The organism is Rhodococcus sp. NPDC003322 (assembly GCF_053589555.1).
The window spans coordinates 117,494-135,692 of sequence record NZ_JBSFSC010000006.1; the positions used below are offsets into that span (position 1 = coordinate 117,494).

Sequence of the window (18,199 nt, forward strand, 5' to 3'; positions counted from 1 at the left end):
TGTTCGGTCATGCCCAGTTCTGGAGGAGTATCCGTGTCGGTTCGGTCTGGCGCTACGGCGCGTCGGGTGTTGGTCGGAGCGGCCGCGGTGGCCGCGGTGGCGGGGGCCGGTGCCGTGGCCCGCTCGCGACGGGCCACCACGTCGCGTCCGCCCGGCGTTTCGAACCCCGCGCTCGCCGACCCGATCCTGCATCCCGAGACGGTGCCGGTGGTCTCGGCGGACGGACACCCGATCCACGTGCTCGCATACGGGGACCCCGCCGCCCCGCCGATCGTGCTCGCGCACGGCTGGACCTGCTCGACCGAGTACTGGTACCCGCAGATCAACGCGCTCGCAGACGAGTACCGCGTCGTCGTCTACGACCAGCGTGGGCACGGTCGGACCGGGCGCGGTGCGAGTCCGCTCACTCCCGACCTGCTCGGCGACGACCTCGACGCCGTGCTGGCCGCGACCGTCCGGGACGGGCGCAAGGCCGTGGTGGTCGGGCACAGCATGGGCGGCATGTCGATCATGTCGTGGGCGTTGCGCTATCCGGAGCGGGTGGCCGAACTGGCGAGCGCGGTGATGCTGGCCAGTACCGGGGTCGATCGGTTGATCGCCGAGACGACCGTCCTCCCGCTGCCGAAGCGGGCGCCCGCGGTGCCGCTGCCGGTGGGGCGGGCGATCCTCGGGTCCACGGCCCCGTTGATCTCGACGCCGTTGACGCGCAGGGGAATTCAGTACGTCGCGATGGCGCCGGGATCCACCCGCCAGGAGGTCGACTTCTGTGCGCGCATCGTCCGGGACTGCGCGCCCGCCACCCGAGGCGGGTGGGGCCGGGCGCTGAGCACCCTCGACATCGGCGACGCCCTCGACCATCTCACGGTGCCGACGACCGTCCTGGTCGGCACCGCCGACCGCCTCACCCCGCAGGTCCATGCGGTCCGGATGAGCGAGCGCCTCGACGCCGACGACCACCTGGCGCGGCTGATCCGGCTGCCCGGCATCGGGCACATGTCCACCGTCGAGGCCGCGGACGTGGTCAACGCGGAGATCAGGCGGCTGCGCCGCCTGTGAGTGAAGGATCGAGTTCACTCACAGGCGCGCGGCGAACCGCAGCTAGCTGAAGACGACGGTGCGGCGACCGTGGACGAGGACGCGGTCCTCGAGGTGCCAGCGCAGGCCGCGGGCGAGGACCAGCTTCTCGATGTCGCGGCCCTGCCGGACCATGTCGCGGACCTCGTCGGAGTGATCCACCCGGATCACGTCCTGCTCGATGATCGGTCCGGCGTCGAGGTCGGCGGTGACGTAGTGGCAGGTCGCGCCGATCAGCTTCACGCCGCGCGCGAATGCCTGGTGGTACGGACGGGCGCCCACGAACGACGGCAGGAAGCTGTGGTGGATGTTGATCGCCCGGCCGGCCCAGTGCTCGCACAGCTCGGCGGGGAGCACCTGCATGAACCGCGCCAGCACGACGGCGTCGGGATCGTGGACGTCGACGAGCTTGCGCACCTGCTCGAACGCGGGCCCACGCTCGGCGGGCTCCTTCGGGAACGAGACGTAGTGGAAGTCGATGCCGTGCCTGCGGGTGACCTCCTCGAGGTCGGGATGGTTGCCGATCACTGCGGCGATGTCGGCGGGCAGCTCACCGCCTGCGGCCCGGCCGAGCAGGTCGTGCAGGCAGTGCCCCTCCTTGCTGACCAGCAGGACGATGCGCTTGCGCTGACCGGTGTCGTGCAGGGTCCACTCGGTGTCCGGGCCCAGTTCGGCGGCGACGCCCGCGAACTTCTCGCGCAGCTCGTCGAGGCCGAGCGCGATCGATGATGCACGCACGGCCTGACGGGTGAAGAACCAACCCGAGTCGGGGTCGGCGTGGTACGCGGCTTCGAGGATCGAACCCCCGACGTCGGCGAGGAACGTGGAGATGCGGGCGACGATTCCCGTCCGGTCGGGGGTGCCGAGGGTGAGCACGTAACGGCGGTCGTCGGTTTCGGAGGGCCTACTCATGCGGACAAGTCTCGCAGGTGCCCGAGCGGCCCGAACCGCAACCGGGCGAAGTGTCCACCCGTCGGGCTCATCGCACCACGACCGCGGTCGCGACGAGGGTTCCGGCGTCGACGGTTTCGATGTCCCGCTCGGTCAGCAACGACAGGAACTCGCGCCGCACGGCCTCGACGGTGTCGGCGTCCAGCGGCTGCAGCGTCGATCGCACCGCGCCGCCGAGGATCAGGTCCCACGAGAGTTCCGGCGTCGCGGGCAGCAGGTTCGACAGTTCGTTCACCTCGACGGAGGCCGCACCGAAGCCGGTCAGCCACGATCGCAACGCGTCGGGGGTGTCGAGTAACGACAGGGCGGCCGGTCGGCTCGGGCGCGCGCCGGGTACGTGGCGCGCGAGCGCGTCGAAGTAGGTGCCGAGGAACTGCTCGAGCGCGCCGCGCCGCCACACCGTCACTCCGACCTTGGAGACCGGGCGAAGGAGCCGGACCAGCCGGGCGACGGCCACGTTGGGGTGCGGCAGGAAGAACACCCCGTAGGAGCAGGCGAGGGCGTCGTATCCGCCGCGGGGGACGCTGCTCGGCGGCTCCCACGTCGTGGCGTCCGCGCGGACGAAGTCGATGTTGTGCAGGGCCCGGTCGGACGCGACGAGCCGGCCCTCCTCGAGGAGGTCGTCGGAGAGGTCGACGGCGTGCACGAGCCCGGTGGGCCCGACCGCCGCGGCGGCGGGCAACGCGGACGCCCCGGCCCCGCAGCACACGTCGAGGACCGCCTCGCCCGGACGCAGCCGCAACTGGAAGGCCAACGCGGCGCCCGCTGGCCCCCACACGGTCGGTGTCAGCCTGGTGAACTCGCGCGCGCCCGCGTCGAACACGGCGGCGATCTCCTCGGCGCCCATGCCAGCCACGGTAGTCCCTGTGGCGCGTGCACAGAACCGGAGTGCGCGGAACGTTTCGCGCAGAACCCGTCAGAGGCCGTAGAACGGCTGCGGATAACGGAATTCGCCCGCGTACTCGGGCGACCACGCGTCGAGGGGACGCACCTGGAAGTGGCTCACCCACTCCGGGACTCCGGGGTCGACCGACAGCGACGCCGCGGGCACGAAGCCGAAGCGGGGGTAGTAGTCGAGGTGCCCGAGCAGTGCGACGAGGGGCTCGCCGAGCGCGTCCGCGGCGCCGAGGCTCGCGTGCATCAGCGCGGACCCGACGCCGGAGCGCTGCACGTCGGCGCGGACTCCGATCGGGCCGAGCGCGAGGGCCGGGCGCCCGGACACCGTGCCCCGGGTCAGGCACACGTGCCCGACCACTCTGCCCGCCGCGTCCTCGGCCACCATCGAAAGGGCGGGCAGCCACGCGTCCGACGCCCGCAGCGCAGCGACCAAGGCGACCTCTGCGGGTTCGTCTGCGCCCGGCGGGGTCTCGTGTGCGAACGCGGAGCGGTGGACGGCGGCGATGGCGTCGATGTCGGTGGTGCGTTCGCGGCGGATCAGCATGACCGCCAGTGTCGATGCGCCCAGGTGTCGGCTGCAACCGGATATCGGCGAACGTCCGCCCGCGGCGATCTGCCCGCAGGGTTGTGCGAAGCTCGTCCCATGTCCGAGAACCCCACCCGTGCCGGAGACCTCACGCGAGCGAGCGTCGCCGCGATGGTCGACCACACCCTGCTCAAGCCGGAGGCGACCGCCTCGGATGTCGCCGCGCTGGTGGCCGAGGCCCACGAGCTCGGGGTGTACTCGGTCTGTGTCTCGCCGTCGATGCTGCCGCTACGTGCGGACGGGCTGAAGGTCGCGGTGGTCGCGGGATTTCCGTCCGGCAAGCACCACTCGCTGATCAAGGGCTCCGAGGCACGGCTGGCGGTCCAGCAGGGTGCCGACGAGGTGGACATGGTCATCGACGTCGGCGCCGCCGTCGCCGGCGACTACAACGCGGTCCTCGCCGACATCCTCACCGTCCGCGAGGGCATCGCGGACGGGGCGGTGCTCAAGGTGATCCTCGAGACCGCGGCCCTGTCCGACGACGCGATCGTGGAGTGCTGCCTGGCCGCCGAGCGGGCCGGCGCGAACTTCGTCAAGACGTCCACCGGCTTCCACCCGGCCGGCGGCGCCACCGTCGACGCGGTGCGGTTGATGGCGCGGACCGTCGGCGGCCGCCTCGGTGTCAAGGCCAGCGGCGGTATCCGGACCGCGGACGCCGCGCGCGCGATGATCGAGGCCGGTGCCACCCGGCTCGGGCTGTCGGGAACCCGCGCTGTGCTCGACGGGTTCCCCGACTGACTCACATCGGGACAGAGCGTCCGGCCGTCACATCAGGACAGAGCAGCCGGCCGTCACATCAGGACAGAGCAGCCGGCCGTCACATCAGGACAGAGCAGCTGTCCGGGGCCTGGGCGCCGGGCTGCGGGGCCGGCATCGTGTACGCGCCACCGGCCAGCGACAGCTGCAGACCGCTGTCGGTGACGGTGATCGACTGCGCGGTCATGCCGAGCGGGAAGGTCTGAAGGCTGCTGGTGAGGATGTTCACCACGCCGCTGACCAGGTCGGTCGGCAGGCCGAGGCCGAAGATCTCGGCGCCGATGGTCTCCACCCGTACGACGCCGTCGGACACCGTCGGCTTGACGGTCAGCTCCGCGAGGTTGCCCAGGACCTGGAACTGCAGTGTGCCCGCCGACTGATCCGAGGTGACACCGGTGACCAGGGTGCCGAAGGCCTCGCCCTGGATGGTCGCGGCGATACCGGCGGTGGACCAGTCGACATCCGCGGTCGAGCTGCCGATGGTGCCGCCGGACGTGTCGCTGGTGGTCAGGTCGACGTCGTTGACGCGGGCGACCACGTGCATGTCCTTCGCCGGGCCGAAGCTCGAGTCGTCACTGGTGATCGTGATGTACGGGACCTTCTTGTCGACGGCCTGCAGCAGCACCGGCTTGGCGCTGAGCCCGACGTCGACCTGGGAGCCGAGCTGGCTCTGGAACTGGTCCGCCATGCACTGTTTGACGTTGTGCCGGACATACAGTTCCCCGCCGATCAGGACGGCGACGAGGGCGACGATCACGACGAGGGAGATCGTGAGCACCCGGTTGCGCTTGGGTCGCGTGCTCGCGGCGGGGGCGTGCGTGGTGGAGGCCATTGCACGGATTCTTCCGTAGATTCCTGTGTCGGTTCTGAGAACCGGCCCGGCGAAATTGTGTGGAATCCGCCACGCCAGGCTTGAATGTGACGTGAGACACATTTGCGCCGTACGCTGGCGTGCATGGACGAGACCCCGGTACAGGACGAACGTGGCAGCGCCCTGCGTGCGCGGGCGGCAGTGCAGGACGGGTACTTCACCCCGGCGCAGGCGCGGGCCTGCGGGTTTTCGGCGCACGACATGGCCGACGCCGTCGTCTCCGGGCGGTGGACCCAGCCCGATCCCGGCGTGTTCCGGCTGAACCCGTGGCGGTCGGGTGATCTGGACGAGGTGGCGCGCTGCTGCGTTCGGCTGGACGGGGCGGTGGTCTCCCATCAGAGCGCCGCCGAACTGCACGGTCTCGGTCACCTGCATCCGAGCTTCCTGCACGTAACCGCGTCGGATGACGGGCACTTGCGGCTCGACCGGGTGGCGGTGCACCACAACGACCTCGCCGCGGGCGACACCGAACACACCGGCGCGTTCCGGATCACGACACCACTGCGGACGGTGCTCGATCTCGCGGGCGGCGGGGTCTCGCAGTGGGTGCTCGACGAGGTGGTCTGCGACGCGCTCGCGATCGGTCGCCTCGACCGCGGCGAGCTGGAGACCGGGGCGGACACGGGTAACTCGCGGGTGCGTCAGCGGGTGCGGCGGGCGCTGTCGACGTGGGCGTGAGCGGTTCGCTGTGAGCCTTCACGAACCGGACGGTGCGACCGCCGACCACGGCACGGTCAGCAGGTTGTCACGCAGTCGCCGTCGTGGAACCTCCGCCGGAACACCCTGTGCGCGAAGCATTTCCAGGGTGGCCCGCCAGCGGACGCGAGGGCCGAACGGGGCGTGTGGGGCGGCGGCCGCCCACGCGTGATCCGCCGCTCGCAGCAGGTCGTGGATCCCTTCGCCGGCCACGTTGCGGTGGATCAACGCCTTCGGCAGACGCTCGGCGACGTCACCCGGCCTGGCCACGTCGAACGGGTCCCACGCGAGCGTCAGGGACAGCGGGCCGCGCTCGTCGAGCAGGACCCAGGCGCAGCGGCGGCCGAGTTCGTCGCACGTACCGTCGACGAGCAGCCCGCCGGGGGCGAGTGACGACCGGATCTTCGCCCAGGCGCCGGACACCGCGTCCTCCGGGTACTGGCGCAGCACGTTGAACGCGCGCACCAGCACCGGACGCAGGCCTGCGAGCTCGAATCCGCCGCGCGCGAAGCTGACGCCGTCGCGGCCGGGAACCACCCGGGCCGGGTCGATCTCCAGCCCGACGACCCGAAGGTCCGGCCGGACCGTTCGTAGCCGGGACGCCAGTTCGAAGGTGGTGTCGGGGCGGGCGCCGTACCCGAGGTCGACCACCAGCGGGTCGGGGGCGGCGCGGAGCAGGTCGGCGACCTGGGGGCGGTGCATCAGCCAGCGATCGCTGCGTCGTAGCCGGTTGATCCCGGTGGTGCCGCGGGTGATGACGCCGTCCGGTTTGGCGGCGTGGTTCATGTCGGACGCTTACTGCTCGGCGAGCCAGTCGGCGGTGACCTGGGCTTCGGTGCGCAGCAGGTCGACGAGGTTGACCAGCATCAACTGTTCGAGCTTGCCGCCGACGAACGGGATGAACACCTTCGCCTCCGAGGAGGTCCGCAGGGTGGACCCGGTGTCGGTGGAGAACAGCGACATCGTGCCGGTGAGGCTGCCCGGGCCGGCCGGGATCGACGCCTCGAAGGTGCCGGTGACCGGTTCGCCGAACGGGCTGTAGTGCTCCTTGCGGGTGATGATCATGTCCTTCTTCATCACCGTCTGCGCGATGTCGGGCAGGGAGTTGCGGGGAATGACGTGGTGGAACACCAGGTCGACACCGGCATCGGTGACCTCGAGGGACTGCACGTCGTTGTCCGAGAACTTCCGCAGTTCGATCATCCGCGCTTCCCAGTATTCCGGGTTGGTCAGCGCGGCGTACACCTGCTCGGTGGAGTGGGTGTAGCGGGCGGAGTAGTCGATGCGGCGAGCCATGACCGGCAAGGTTACCGGCTCGGCACGCATCGACCACACCGGTCCGGTGCCCGGGATCAGGCGTTCGCGGCGACCCATTCCTCGACGGCGGCCTGGTCGCGGCCGAGGATCTCGACGACCTGGTCGGCGACCATGCCCTCGATCGCGCCGCCGATCAGCTTGATGGCGACCTCGACGTCACCCTGCAGGGTCAGCGTCGACTGGGCGCCCGCGTCGGTCAGGACGGCGGTGCCGTTGGCGGTGATCGGCAGGCCGGTGGTGGACACGGTGAACGTGCCGGTGGCCTGGCCGTTCGCGAACGGGCCCCACGCCTCGCCGCGGGTGAGCACGAGGTCGCCCTTGACTGCCTTGGAGACCAGCGACGGCAGGGAGTTCTTGTCGAGGACCTGGCTGATCGCGACGTCGATCGTGCCCTCGCCGCCGTCGAGGTGGTCGAGGGTGACGCCGTTCTCGGCGTTCTTCTCGACGCGAGGGAGCCAGAATTCGCGGCTGGTCAGCGCGTGGTGGACGGCCGCAGCGGGTGCGTTGTAGGTAAGGGTCAGTTCAATTCGGCGTGACATAGTCGGGCAGATTACATGGCTGCCGGACTACTTGTTTTCGGTCAGCCAACCAGCCGTGAATTCGTCTTCGTGCTGCAGAAGTTCGGTGATTCGTTCCGCGATCACCGACTCGATTTTGCCGCCGATTAGCGGCAGGGAGACCTGGATCTGACCGTCGAGGGTGACCGTCGAGCCGGAGCCTTCGGCGGCGAGGGTCAGGGTGCCCGTCAACTCGCCCGGCATGCCGGCGACGTGGGCGGTGAACGTGCCGGTGGCGCGGTCGCCCTCGAGGCGTCCCCAGTCCTCGGTGCGGGTGATCTCGAGGTCGCCGGGACGGATCTTCGTCACGATCGACGGCAGGTGCTCTGCGGGAATCGCCTGCGTCATCTCGACCGCGACGGTGCCGTCCCCGACGTCGATGCGGTCGATCCGCGCGTGGTCCCCGCCCGCCTCCGCGATCCGGGTCCGCCAGTACTGCTCGCTGGTCAGGGCGGCGTGCACCTGCGCGACGGACTGCGGATAACTGGAGGAATGCGGAATGCGGCGAGCCATGCCGGGCACGCTACCGTGTGCAGTCGTGCAGGTAGCGGAGGACGTGGCGGCCGAGTTCGGCGCCGAACTGGAAGTGAACGTGCCGATGTCGGGGCTGACGACGCTCCGGGTGGGCGGCCCGGCCCGCGCGATGCTCACCTGCCGGACCACCGACGCGCTGGTCGGTGTCGTGCGGTCGCTCGATGCGGCGGATGTCCCGGTCCTGATCCTCGGTGGCGGCTCGAACCTGCTCGTCGCGGACGCCGGGGTCGACGCCGTCGTGGTCCGCGTCGCGTCGGACGCGGTCCGGGTGGACGACGGTGTGGTGTCCGCGGAGGCGGGTGCGGTGTGGGACGACGTGGTCGCGCGGTCGGTCGACGCCGGTCTCGGCGGTCTCGAGTGCCTGTCCGGGATTCCCGGGTCCGCGGGCGCGACGCCCGTGCAGAACGTCGGCGCGTACGGCGTCGAGGTCGGGTCGCTGCTGCGGCGCGTGCAACTCCTGGACCGCGCGTCGGGGGAGGTGTGCTGGGTCGGGCCGGAGGCGCTCGGGCTCGGGTACCGCACGAGTGTCCTCAAGCACACCGACACCGCGGTGGTGCTGGCCGTCGAGTTCGACGTGCACGCCGACGGGCTCAGTGCCCCGCTGCGCTACCGGGAGCTGGCGGCCGCGCTCGGCGCCGAGGAGGGGGAGCGGCGGCCGGCCGCGAAGGTGCGCGAGGTCGTCCTGGGACTGCGGTCCGGCAAGGGCATGGTGCTCGACGCCGCCGACCACGACACCTGGAGCGCAGGCTCCTTCTTCACCAATCCCGTCGTCCCCGACGGCCGGTTGCCGGAGGTCCTGGCCGCCGTCACCGCTCGGGTCGGGGACGTCAACGTCCCGCAGTTCCCCGGTGAGGGGGGCACGAAGCTGTCGGCGGGCTGGCTGATCGAGCGGGCCGGGTTCGGGAAGGGGCATCCCGGACCGGGCGCGCGGGCGCGACTGTCGACCAAGCACACCCTGGCGTTGACGAATCGCGGCGACGCGACGGCGACCGACCTGCTGGCGTTGGCGCGTGAGGTGCGGGCCGGGGTGCAGGACGCGTTCGGGGTGCGTCTGGAACCCGAGCCCGTCACGGTCGGCTGCACGGTGTGATCGGGTAGGCACCTGGTTGGGCGGTCGTCGCCCCGGGGTCGTCGGTACCGTGGATTGCGTGGTCAACCAGGGCATTCGGACGAAACGGACACGCGGGCTGTCTCTGCTCGTACTGCTGACGGCGGTGGGTACCCTGATCGTGGGCTGCACCTCCGGGGGCAGCGCCGGGCCTGCCGCGCAACCCGAGAAGGGGCCGATCGCCGCCGTCACCCACACTCCCGCCGTCGGCGCCGAGGACGTGGCCCCCACGGCACCGGTGTCGGTGACCGTCGCGAACGGAACCCTCCAGGGCGTGGCCCTGACCAGTCCGGCAGGCAAGGTGGTGCAGGGGGCACTGTCCCCGGACCAGCGGACCTACACCGTGACGGAACCCCTCGGCTACGGCGCCACCTACACCTGGTCCGGCACAGCGCTCGGCACCGACGGCAAGACCGTGCCCGTGCAGGGCGCGTTCACCACCGTCGCCCCGCAGTCGGTCACCTCCGTGACCACCAACATCGGCGACGGACAGCAGGTCGGCATCGCGGCCCCGTTCATCCTCAAGTTCGACGCGCCCGTCGCGGACAAGGCCGCCGTCGAGAAGGCCCTGACCATCACGACCACCCCGCCGACCCCGGGAGCCTGGGCGTGGCTGCCCGACGACGGTGGCTCGCGGGTGCACTGGCGTCCACAGAACTACTGGACACCCGGGACGACCGTGCACGTCGCCGCCGGGCTCTACGGCCTGGACTACGGCGACGGCGCGTACGGCGAATCCGACGTCACCGTCGACTTCACCATCGGCCGCAGCCAGATCGTCAAGGCCAACGCGCCCAGCCACCGCATGCAGGTGGTCCGCGACGGCGAGACCATCATGGACATCCCCGTCAGCTACGGCGAGGGCAACGAGAACCGCAACGTCACCCGCAGCGGTATCCACGTGGTCACCGAGAAGCACGAGGACTTCCTCATGTCGAACCCGCCGTACTACGAGAACGTGCGCGAACGGTGGGCCGTGCGGATCTCGAACAACGGCGAATTCATCCACGCCAACCCGGCAACCACCGGCGTGCAGGGCGCGGCGAACGTCACCAACGGCTGCATCAACCTGTCGTTGTCCGACGCGCAGGAGTACTTCGGGACCGCGCTGTACGGCGACCCCGTCGAGGTGACCGGCACCCGCATCGACCTGTCCGCCGCCGACGGCGACCTCTACGACTGGGCGATCGATTGGCCGACGTGGCAGTCGATGTCCGCGCTGCCCGCCGGCGCCGGCGCGGCCGCGGCGCCTGCAGCCGCCGTGGCCCCGACGCCTGCTCCCGTCAGCTGACCCCGGCCCGACGCATCCCGGCTGAAGGGCACCTTCGTCCGGTTCAACCGGACTGAAGGTGCCCTTCAGTCGAACGGGGAGGCCTACTTCCGGGCGAACCGGCCGGGGGAGGCCTGGTCGCGGGGCTTCATGATGATCTGGTCGAGGTTGACGTGCGAGGGCCGGGACGCGACGAACCCGATCACCTCGGCGACATCCGCGGCGACCAGCGGGGTGATGCCCTCGTACACCTTCGCGGCCCGATCCTCGTCCCCTTCGAACCGCACCAGGGAGAACTCGGTCTCCACCGCTCCGGGCGCGATCTCGGTCAGCCGCACCGGCTGTCCGAGCAGTTCGCCGCGCAGCGTGCGGTGCAGGACGGCCTGCGCATGCTTGGCGGACGTGTAGCCGGATCCGTTGTCGTACGCCTCGAACGCGGCGACGGAGGTGATCGTGACGATCAGGCCGTCACCGGACTCGATCAGCTTGGGCAGCAACGCCTTCGTCATTCGCAGCGTGCCGAGGACGTTCGTCTCCCACATCCAGCGCCAGTCGTCGAGGTCGGCGTCCATGACGGTGGCCAGTCCCTTGGCGCCGCCTGCGTTGTTGACCAGCACGTCCACGCGGGGCAGCACCGCGCAGAACGCATCGACGGAATCCTCGTCGGTGACATCCAGTTCGAGGGCGGTGCCGCCGATGTCCTTCGCGAGCCGCTCGAGACGGTCCACCCGGCGGGCGCCGACCACCACGTGGAAGCCCTGTGCGGCCAGCGTCCGGGCGGTGGCCTCCCCGATTCCGGAGCTCGCTCCGGTGACGACGGCGACTTGGTCCTCAGGCGTAATGGTCATGTCCTCAGAGTAAGCGGCTGTGCCGCCCGTGCGCGGTTCGCGGGTCCGCGGACTCACCAACCGCGCACGAGCAGGGGCGCCTCCCGCTCGCGGGGGACGGAGCCGCCTCTAGTCGGCGGCGTACTCGGCTTCGCGTTCGATCTCGCGGACCGCGGCCGCGGGGACGCCGACCGGGCCGGGGGAGTACGTCACCGAGGTCAGCTCGCCCGTGTAGCGGAACGGCCCGCGGCGCGCACGCAGATCCCACGACACCGGCCCGCGCGCGTCGACGCCGACCGAGATGCCGGTCCACGGCGCCATGCCGACGAGCTGCACCTGGCCGAGCAGTTCGGCCGCTTCGGCGCCGTCGACCCGGATCGTGAAGTCCCAGCGCAGTCGCGGCGCGACGACCGCGGACACCTCGATCACCCGGGCACCGGCCGGGAGCGGACCGGCGTCGACCGACGTGTACCGGCCGTAGCTGTTGACGCCGAACACCAGGTGCCCGTCCTCGACGTACAGCAGGTAGCCGCCCTGCACGTCGCCGTGCGCCACCAGCACCCCCTCGTCGCCCGCAGAGTAGCCCGCGGAGTCGCCCAGCTCGACACGGATGTCGAAGTCCCGGAACGAGATCAGCTTCGACGAGCGGTACCGCTCCAGGGTCGGGGTCCCGGGCAGGATGCGCACCGGGCGCGCCAGGGCCTGCTCGGCGGGCCGGCGAGTGAACAGCCCGGCCGGGGTGACCAGCGGGAACACCGTGTTCGCCCACGCCGACTCGTCCCACGCGGCGGCGAGTTCGGCGACCCTCTCCGGATGCCGGTCCGCGAGGTCGTGGATCTCCGTGGGGTCGGACCGCACGTCGAACAGCTGCCACTGCGGATTGTCGACGTCGATGCCGGGATGCAGCGCGAGCAGCTTCCAGCCGTCCCGGTAGAAGCCGCGGTTGCCCACCATCTCGGTGTACTGCTCGGTGTGCGTGCTGGCGGCGGTCCGGTCCCGCAGCAGCCCCGACGCGTCCACCCCGTCGAACGTCTCGACCGGCAACCCCTTCCGCTCGGTGGGTGCCTGGACCCCGGCGAGGGAGAGGAGCGTCGGGGTGAGGTCGGTGACGTACGCGAACTGGTCCCGGACGCCGTTGTCCCCGGACTCCTTTCGCAGTCCCGCCGGCCACGACAGGACGAACGGCACCCGCACCCCGCCGGCGAACGACTGGCCCTTGTAGAACCGGAACGGGGTGTTCGACGCCTGTCCCCAGCCACGTGGGTAGTGCACACCCAGCCTGGCCGACCCGATCAGCGACTCGGCGTGCGGCACGTCGCCCACCCACTCCGGATCGGGAACGTGGGCGAACTCGGCGAAGTAGCTGCGGGTGCCCTCGGGGCCGCCCTCCGCGGTGCCGCCGTTGTCGGACGTGAAGACGACGATGGTGTTGTCGAGTTCGCCGAGTTCCTCGAGGGTGTCGAGGATCCGGCCGACGGACTGGTCCACCGAGTCCACCATCGCCGCATACACCTCCTGGTACCTCGCGAAGCGGGCCTGCTGATCGGTGGTCAGCGAATCCCATTCGGGCACATCGAATCCGGCCTCCACGTTCCGTGGAACCTGCTCGGTGCCCTCCGGGAACAGTCCCTGCGCGAGCTGGGAGGCGAAACGGTTCTCCCGCACCGCATCCCATCCCTGCGCGTACCGACCCCGGTACTTGGCGATGTCGGAGTCCTTGGCCTGCAACGGTCCGTGCATGGCGACGTGCGCGAAGTAGAGGAAGAACGGCTTGTCCGCCTCGTGGGCGCGCAGATCCTTGATGTACGAGACGGCCTTGTCGGTCAGGTCGTCGGTCAGGTAGTAGCCCTCCGGGTACTCATCGACGTCGACGGCCGAGTTGTCCGACACCAGCTGGTTCGGATGAAAGAACGAGTTGAGTCCCTCCAACGAGCCGTAGTAGCGGTCGAAGCCGCGTTGCGTCGGCCACGAGTCACGGCTCGCGCCGGGACGGATGTTCGCGTCCCGCACCAGGTGCCACTTGCCGACCGCGTAGGTGGCGTACCCACCGGCCCGCAGGATCTCCGGCAGCGTCTGGGTGCCGTCGGACAACTCCAGGCGCAGGCCGGGGAAGCCGGGATCGGCGTTCGCGACGAACCCGTAGCCGGCCCGGTGCGGGTTGACGCCGGTCAGCAGCGCTGCGCGCGACGGTGAACACAGCGGGGTGGTGTGGTAGTTCGTCAACCGCACGCCCGAGGCGGCGAGCCGATCGAGATTCGGGGTGTCGATCTCGGACCCGAACGGTCCGATGTCGCTGAACCCCATGTCGTCGATCAGGACGACGACGATGTTCGGTGATCCCGGCGTGGCCGAGGGGGTTTCGGGCCAGGACGGGATCGAGTCGTCGATGGTGCGGCCGATGCGGCCGGGGAAGCCCTCGTAACCTCGGGCGTGCGGCGGAACGGTCATCAGCCGGCGACCCGGACCGGGGTGTCGATGGACGAGAAGTGCGAGGCGTCGCCGGCGACGATCCTGCTGCGCTCGCCGTGGATGTTCACCGGCACGTCACCGGCGAGGGTGATCCTGGTGAGGCGGCGGCGCTGGCCGTCGTAGTCGTCGATCGCGTAGTGCTGGGTGGCCCGGTTGTCCCAGATCGCGACGTCGCCGGGCGCCCAGTTCCAGCGGGTGGTGTTCTCGAGCTTGGTGACGCGCGCCTGCAGCAGCTGGAACAGGGCCTGCGACTCGGTGGTTCCGAGGCCGACGAAGTTCTTGACGAAGTGACCGAGCAGCAGCGTGCGCTCGCCGGTTTCGGGGTGCACCCGGACCACGGGGTGCTGGGTCTCGTAGTAGGTGGACTGGAATTCGCGGCGGTACTCCGCGGTGTTCGCGTTGACGTCCTCGGCGGCGCCGGCCGCGTAGTCGTAGACGTTGGTGTGCGTGGCCCACAGGCTGTCGACCAACGCCCTGAGCGGCTCCGGGAGTGCTTCGTAGGCCGCGGTGGTCGACGCCCAGGTGGTCGAGCCGCCGTAGGTGGGCAGGACGTCGGCGCGCAGGATCGACGCCTTCGGGATCCGGTCGACGAAGGTGACGTCGGTGTGCCAGCTGTTGGCGCGGCCGTACTCGGAGTCGATCGGCAGGATCTTATCGCCCTTGGAGGTGACGGTGGGGTGCGCGGTGGTCGGCTCGCCGAGCAGCCGGGCGAACTCGTACTGGGAGTTCTCGTCCAGGTGGTGCTGGTCGCGGAAGAAGATCACCTTGTGGTCGAGCAGGGCCTTCCGGATCAGCGCGACGGTGGCCGGGTCGAGGTCGCCGCCGAGGGTGACGCCGTCGATCCGGGCGCCGATGTGGGCGCCGAGCCGGGTGACGGACGGGACGGTCGTCTCGCTCTGCCGGGAGGCGAAATCGATGGACATGAAGGACCTTTCGTCGTCGCGGGTGAGGATTGGTCGTTGCTGCTCTCATGGAACAGCTGCGGGTCCCGCGGGCCAAGGCTTTCGGTCACGGTGATCGCAAACCGCGGGCCGGGTCGTCACCGATGGCGGGGATTTCCCCTCGTGTGGGGGAGAATTCGGGGGTATTTCCCCTCGCTTGCAGGAGAATTCGGTGGGTGTTAACTTGACGCCCATGACTTCAGGCCGACCGTCCCCGATGCGGGTCACCTACGTGACCGCCGCTCTGGGTTCTCGTCTGCCTCTTGCGCGGGAACTCTGTTGTTCCCCCTGCGGTATCTCTCGCTAGTCCGCGCTGCCATCCGCCTCCCCCTCCACCCGGTGTTCCGCCGGGTGTGACGGTGTGTGTGGCCCCTGACGCACTCCGCGTCGAGCCCCGGATCTGTTCGCAGCGCTCCCGACCGTAGGTATGTCCCCGTGGGGACGAAGCGCAAGGAACTCGTGTGTCCATCTCGACTCTGCCGTCCACCGTCCACCCGCGTCCCACCGCTCACCGTGCCGCACGCGCCCCGCGTCGCGCACCGGGACGCACCCAGATCGTCCGCCCCGAGCTGCGGATCGGCGATTCCCCCGCCGCTGCCGTGTTCCGGGTCGCCTGCTCGCAGGGACCCATCTCCCGTGACACCGCCGCCAAGACCACCGGGCTGAGCACCGCGACCGTCAACCGCCAGGTCGCGGCCATGATCGGTGCCGGCCTGCTGCGTGAGCGTGCGGACCTGACCGCCTCCGGTGTGGTCGGGCGTCCGCGGGTTCCGTTCGAGGTCAACCACGAGCCCTACCTGACCGTCGGCATCCACATCGGCGCGGTGGTCACCGGGATCGTCGCCAGTGACATCCGAGGGCGGATTCTCGGTGGCGTCGAGATTCCCACCCCGACCGGCCCGCAGGACCTGGCTCTCGCCCAGATCACCAGCAGCGCGCGGATGTTCGTCGGCCGCTGGCATCGCCGCCGGCCGCTGTGGGTGGGTGTCGCGCTCGGTGGGCGGGTCGACGGTGACAGCGGGCTCGTCGACCATCCGCGGCTCGGCTGGACCGAGGCACCGGTCGCCTCGATCATCGGCAGCGGGCTCGGACTCCCGGTCTCCGTCGCCCCGCACGTGGAGGCGATGGCCGCGTCCGAGCTGCTCCTGGCACCGCAGCGTCCCGGCGACGATGTCGCGGCCGGCACCGGACTGTACTTCTACGCCCGCGAAACCGCCGGAGTTGCAATGACAATCGACGGACGCGTGCACACCCCGGCGAACGGGCCCGGCTCCATCGTGCACCTGCCGACCGGCTCGTCGGCGCTGTGCTCGTGCGGTTCGCGTGGCTGCCTCGAGGCGACGGTGAGCGATCGCGCGACGATCGCCGCGGCGCGTGACGCGGGCATCCTCGACGGGTCCGACGACCGGCCGGGTATCGCCGCGGTCTACCGGGCCGCGGCCGGAGGCTCGCTCGCGGCACACGAACTACTGGTCGAACGGGCGCGTGTCCTCGGCCGGACGGTGGCCATGCTGCGGGATCTGTTCAACCCGGACCGGGTGATCCTCGGCGGCCAGGCCTTCACCGAGTACCCCGCCGGCATCCCCCACGTCGCGGAGGCGTTCGCCCGCACATCCAGCCTGGTCCGCAAGGACATTCGTATCACCGGCTTCGGCAACCGGGTGCAGGAGTTCGCGGCGGGTGTCGTCTCGCTGAGCTCCCTCCACGCCGACCCCCTCACTTCCATTCGAAGGACATCCATCCAGTGAGCACTTCACCTCACCTCACGCGCCTCGACCGGCGCACCTTCTTCCGCGGCGCGGGCCTCACGGCCGTGGCGGTCCTCGGCACCGGGCTGCTCGGCGCCTGCTCCTCGGCCGTGGAGGAGCAGAAGGCCGGCGCCGCAGGCACCGGCACCCCCACCCGCGGCGGAACGCTGAAGGCCGGGATCACCGCCGACGTCCTGCCCGCGACCTTCCTGACCAACACCCTCGGCGCAACCACCGTCATCGGGCTCGCCTACGACAGTCTGATCTCGTACCCGACCGACAAGGTCGAGCCGCAGCCGCGGCTGGCGACCGGGTGGACGCTCGCGGAGGACGGGAAGTCGCTCGCCCTCGACCTGCGCGAGGATGTCACCTTCCACAGCGGCCGGCCGTTCACCTCCAAGGACGCCGAGTTCTCCATCCGGACCTACGCGGACCCGAAGTGGACCGCGCAGCTGCGCAGCACCGCCGCCGCCGTCACCGGCTACGACACCAGCGACCCGCACAGGCTGGTGCTCACCTTCGCGCACCCGCTCGGCAACATCTTCGACCTGCTCGACACCGTGCCGATCCTCGACAGCGAGTCCATCGACAAGCTCACCGCCGGTGAGGCATTCATCGGCACCGGCCCGTTCAAGCTGACCTCGAGGACCCCGAACACGTCGCTGACGTTCGAGCGGAACGAGAACTACTGGATCCCGGAGCGGCCGTACCTCGATCGAGTCGAGGTGTCCGTGATCGAGGACGCGCAGGCGCTGCTCAGTTCGCTCAAGTCCGGGCAGGTGCAGGTGGTCAACGGGCTGAACTACCGCGACGTCGAGACCCTCGGCAAGACCGCCGGTTACCAGGCGATCCCGCTGGAGGGCGCCGAACTGCAGGTGTACGTCGGCACCAACGTCACACACCCGGCACTCGCCGACGTGCGGGTGCGTCAGGCGATCGCGTACGCGCTGGACCGCGACCGCATCGTCACCGAGGTGTTCCGCGGGTCCGGCTACCCGGTGAATCTGCCGTGGCCGAAGTCGTCCCCCGCCTACGACGAGGTCCGCAACTCCACCTACGGGCTCGACGCGGCGAAGGCGAAGCAGTTGCTCACCGAATCCGGTGCGGCCGTGCCGAACCTGCCGCTGGCGTACCAGGCGGGCAACCCCTTCCACGAGGCGGCGGCGCAGATCGTGCAGGCGAACCTGGCCGAGATCGGCATCGGCACCACCCTCGATCCGCAGGAGGGCGCAACGTTCATCAAGAACCTGATCGGCGCCCAGTTCCCCGCGCTGTGGCTGACCTTCCACTCGTGGGCGCAGTACGTGCCGTCCACGCTGACGGTCAGCGCCTACCCGTTCAACGCCCACAAGAACGCCTCCCGGTTCGACAGTCCCGAGTACATTGCCGCCGCGGACACCGCCTGGCAGGTGCCGGACGGCACCGGGGCCCAGGCCGTCGCCGCGTACCGAACCGTCAGCGACGAACTGCTCGACAATCTGTTCCTGATCGAGATCGGCGTCATCCTCAACCAGATCGCGGCCGCCGAGACGGTGCGCGACATCGGGTGGACGAAGCGGTCCGAGATCCAGCTGACCGACACCTATCTGACCTGACC

At 70.3% G+C, this 18,199-nt stretch carries 18 protein-coding genes; 7 read left to right on the forward strand and 11 right to left on the reverse strand.

Going from position 1 to position 18,199, the window contains the following annotated elements; translation table 11 throughout:
• Positions 1-9: 9 nt before the first annotated feature.
• Positions 10-1,056 (forward strand): alpha/beta fold hydrolase, encoded by a 1,047-nt coding sequence (locus tag ACWDUM_RS23070; RefSeq protein WP_450135773.1) that lies wholly within the window; start codon positions 10-12, stop codon positions 1,054-1,056.
• A 42-nt stretch (positions 1,057-1,098) separates the two neighbouring features.
• On the opposite strand, the gene purU is transcribed toward ACWDUM_RS23070, so the two are convergent.
• The 3 genes from purU to ACWDUM_RS23085 form a co-directional block, all read right to left on the reverse strand.
• Positions 1,099-1,986, reverse strand: coding sequence for a formyltetrahydrofolate deformylase (gene purU / locus ACWDUM_RS23075; RefSeq protein ID WP_450116604.1), 888 nt, complete (start codon positions 1,984-1,986; stop codon positions 1,099-1,101).
• 67 nt (positions 1,987-2,053) lie between these two features.
• Positions 2,054-2,872 carry a class I SAM-dependent methyltransferase gene (locus ACWDUM_RS23080; RefSeq protein WP_450135774.1) on the reverse strand — a complete coding sequence of 273 codons (819 nt, stop codon included), beginning with the start codon at positions 2,870-2,872 and terminating at the stop codon, positions 2,054-2,056.
• Between the two features lie 69 nt (positions 2,873-2,941).
• Positions 2,942-3,466, reverse strand: a complete 525-nt coding sequence (locus tag ACWDUM_RS23085) for a GNAT family N-acetyltransferase (RefSeq protein ID WP_450135775.1) — start codon at positions 3,464-3,466, stop codon at positions 2,942-2,944.
• Positions 3,467-3,565: 99 nt separating this feature from the next.
• Between ACWDUM_RS23085 and deoC the strand changes: the two genes are divergently transcribed.
• Positions 3,566-4,246, forward strand: a complete 681-nt coding sequence (gene deoC, locus ACWDUM_RS23090; protein ID WP_450135776.1) for a deoxyribose-phosphate aldolase — start codon at positions 3,566-3,568, stop codon at positions 4,244-4,246.
• A gap of 79 nt (positions 4,247-4,325) precedes the next feature.
• On the opposite strand, the gene ACWDUM_RS23095 is transcribed toward deoC, so the two are convergent.
• Complete coding sequence (locus ACWDUM_RS23095; RefSeq protein ID WP_450116608.1) at positions 4,326-5,096, reverse strand: LmeA family phospholipid-binding protein; 771 nt, start codon at positions 5,094-5,096, stop codon at positions 4,326-4,328.
• 123 nt (positions 5,097-5,219) lie between these two features.
• Here ACWDUM_RS23095 and ACWDUM_RS23100 point away from each other — a divergent pair, with 123 nt between their 5' ends.
• On the forward strand, positions 5,220-5,813 hold the full coding sequence (locus ACWDUM_RS23100) for a type IV toxin-antitoxin system AbiEi family antitoxin domain-containing protein (protein WP_450135777.1): 594 nt from the start codon (positions 5,220-5,222) through the stop codon (positions 5,811-5,813).
• A gap of 18 nt (positions 5,814-5,831) precedes the next feature.
• Here the strand turns inward: ACWDUM_RS23100 and ACWDUM_RS23105 are convergent, their stop codons facing one another.
• From ACWDUM_RS23105 to ACWDUM_RS23120, 4 genes are read right to left on the reverse strand one after another with little or no spacing between them, the layout of a single operon-like run.
• The gene (locus ACWDUM_RS23105; protein ID WP_450116610.1) at positions 5,832-6,617 is read right to left on the reverse strand and encodes a class I SAM-dependent methyltransferase; all 786 of its coding nucleotides are present in this window, start codon (positions 6,615-6,617) and stop codon (positions 5,832-5,834) included.
• A 9-nt stretch (positions 6,618-6,626) separates the two neighbouring features.
• Positions 6,627-7,127, reverse strand: a complete 501-nt coding sequence (locus ACWDUM_RS23110) for a DUF2505 domain-containing protein (protein WP_450116611.1) — start codon at positions 7,125-7,127, stop codon at positions 6,627-6,629.
• A gap of 56 nt (positions 7,128-7,183) precedes the next feature.
• The gene (locus ACWDUM_RS23115; RefSeq protein WP_450116612.1) at positions 7,184-7,687 is read right to left on the reverse strand and encodes a DUF2505 domain-containing protein; all 504 of its coding nucleotides are present in this window, start codon (positions 7,685-7,687) and stop codon (positions 7,184-7,186) included.
• A gap of 27 nt (positions 7,688-7,714) precedes the next feature.
• Positions 7,715-8,218, reverse strand: a complete 504-nt coding sequence (locus tag ACWDUM_RS23120; protein WP_450116613.1) for a DUF2505 domain-containing protein — start codon at positions 8,216-8,218, stop codon at positions 7,715-7,717.
• Here ACWDUM_RS23120 and ACWDUM_RS23125 point away from each other — a divergent pair.
• Both ACWDUM_RS23125 and ACWDUM_RS23130 read left to right on the forward strand, forming a co-directional pair.
• Positions 8,217-9,329 carry a UDP-N-acetylmuramate dehydrogenase gene (locus tag ACWDUM_RS23125; RefSeq protein ID WP_450136024.1) on the forward strand — a complete coding sequence of 371 codons (1,113 nt, stop codon included), beginning with the start codon at positions 8,217-8,219 and terminating at the stop codon, positions 9,327-9,329. The two genes, ACWDUM_RS23120 and ACWDUM_RS23125, sit on opposite strands and share 2 nt — an antisense overlap.
• Positions 9,330-9,387: 58 nt before the next feature.
• Positions 9,388-10,638 (forward strand): L,D-transpeptidase, encoded by a 1,251-nt coding sequence (locus ACWDUM_RS23130; RefSeq protein ID WP_450135778.1) that lies wholly within the window; start codon positions 9,388-9,390, stop codon positions 10,636-10,638.
• Between the two features lie 83 nt (positions 10,639-10,721).
• Here ACWDUM_RS23130 and ACWDUM_RS23135 read toward each other — a convergent pair whose 3' ends face one another.
• From ACWDUM_RS23135 to ACWDUM_RS23145, 3 genes are all read right to left on the reverse strand, one after another.
• Complete coding sequence (locus ACWDUM_RS23135; protein ID WP_450116615.1) at positions 10,722-11,465, reverse strand: SDR family NAD(P)-dependent oxidoreductase; 744 nt, start codon at positions 11,463-11,465, stop codon at positions 10,722-10,724.
• Positions 11,466-11,573: 108 nt separating this feature from the next.
• Positions 11,574-13,892, reverse strand: a complete 2,319-nt coding sequence (locus tag ACWDUM_RS23140; RefSeq protein ID WP_450135779.1) for an arylsulfatase — start codon at positions 13,890-13,892, stop codon at positions 11,574-11,576.
• Positions 13,892-14,836, reverse strand: coding sequence for a TauD/TfdA dioxygenase family protein (locus ACWDUM_RS23145; RefSeq protein ID WP_450135780.1), 945 nt, complete (start codon positions 14,834-14,836; stop codon positions 13,892-13,894). Before ACWDUM_RS23145 ends, ACWDUM_RS23140 begins: the two co-directional genes overlap by 1 nt.
• A gap of 479 nt (positions 14,837-15,315) precedes the next feature.
• Here ACWDUM_RS23145 and ACWDUM_RS23150 point away from each other — a divergent pair, with 479 nt between their 5' ends.
• Complete coding sequence (locus ACWDUM_RS23150; RefSeq protein WP_450116618.1) at positions 15,316-16,602, forward strand: ROK family protein; 1,287 nt, start codon at positions 15,316-15,318, stop codon at positions 16,600-16,602.
• Positions 16,599-18,197: an ABC transporter substrate-binding protein gene (locus tag ACWDUM_RS23155; protein ID WP_450135781.1), complete on the forward strand. Its 1,599-nt coding sequence runs from the start codon at positions 16,599-16,601 to the stop codon at positions 18,195-18,197. The genes ACWDUM_RS23150 and ACWDUM_RS23155 overlap by 4 nt, the downstream gene beginning before the upstream one ends.
• Positions 18,198-18,199 lie beyond the last annotated feature (2 nt).

Bases quoted from the DNA above. Each gene is read 5' to 3' on its own strand.
- ACWDUM_RS23070 (WP_450135773.1), top strand. From the start codon at position 10: ATGCCCAGTTCTGGAGGAGTATCCGTGTCGGTTCGGTCTGGCGCTACG.
- purU (WP_450116604.1), bottom strand. From the start codon at position 1,986: ATGAGTAGGCCCTCCGAAACCGACGACCGCCGTTACGTGCTCACCCTC.
- ACWDUM_RS23080 (WP_450135774.1), bottom strand. From the start codon at position 2,872: ATGGGCGCCGAGGAGATCGCCGCCGTGTTCGACGCGGGCGCGCGCGAG.
- ACWDUM_RS23085 (WP_450135775.1), bottom strand. From the start codon at position 3,466: ATGCTGATCCGCCGCGAACGCACCACCGACATCGACGCCATCGCCGCC.
- deoC (WP_450135776.1), top strand. From the start codon at position 3,566: ATGTCCGAGAACCCCACCCGTGCCGGAGACCTCACGCGAGCGAGCGTC.
- ACWDUM_RS23095 (WP_450116608.1), bottom strand. From the start codon at position 5,096: ATGGCCTCCACCACGCACGCCCCCGCCGCGAGCACGCGACCCAAGCGC.
- ACWDUM_RS23100 (WP_450135777.1), top strand. From the start codon at position 5,220: ATGGACGAGACCCCGGTACAGGACGAACGTGGCAGCGCCCTGCGTGCG.
- ACWDUM_RS23105 (WP_450116610.1), bottom strand. From the start codon at position 6,617: ATGAACCACGCCGCCAAACCGGACGGCGTCATCACCCGCGGCACCACC.
- ACWDUM_RS23110 (WP_450116611.1), bottom strand. From the start codon at position 7,127: ATGGCTCGCCGCATCGACTACTCCGCCCGCTACACCCACTCCACCGAG.
- ACWDUM_RS23115 (WP_450116612.1), bottom strand. From the start codon at position 7,687: ATGTCACGCCGAATTGAACTGACCCTTACCTACAACGCACCCGCTGCG.
- ACWDUM_RS23125 (WP_450136024.1), top strand. From the start codon at position 8,217: ATGCCGGGCACGCTACCGTGTGCAGTCGTGCAGGTAGCGGAGGACGTG.
- ACWDUM_RS23120 (WP_450116613.1), bottom strand. From the start codon at position 8,218: ATGGCTCGCCGCATTCCGCATTCCTCCAGTTATCCGCAGTCCGTCGCG.
- ACWDUM_RS23135 (WP_450116615.1), bottom strand. From the start codon at position 11,465: ATGACCATTACGCCTGAGGACCAAGTCGCCGTCGTCACCGGAGCGAGC.
- ACWDUM_RS23140 (WP_450135779.1), bottom strand. From the start codon at position 13,892: ATGACCGTTCCGCCGCACGCCCGAGGTTACGAGGGCTTCCCCGGCCGC.
- ACWDUM_RS23145 (WP_450135780.1), bottom strand. From the start codon at position 14,836: ATGTCCATCGATTTCGCCTCCCGGCAGAGCGAGACGACCGTCCCGTCC.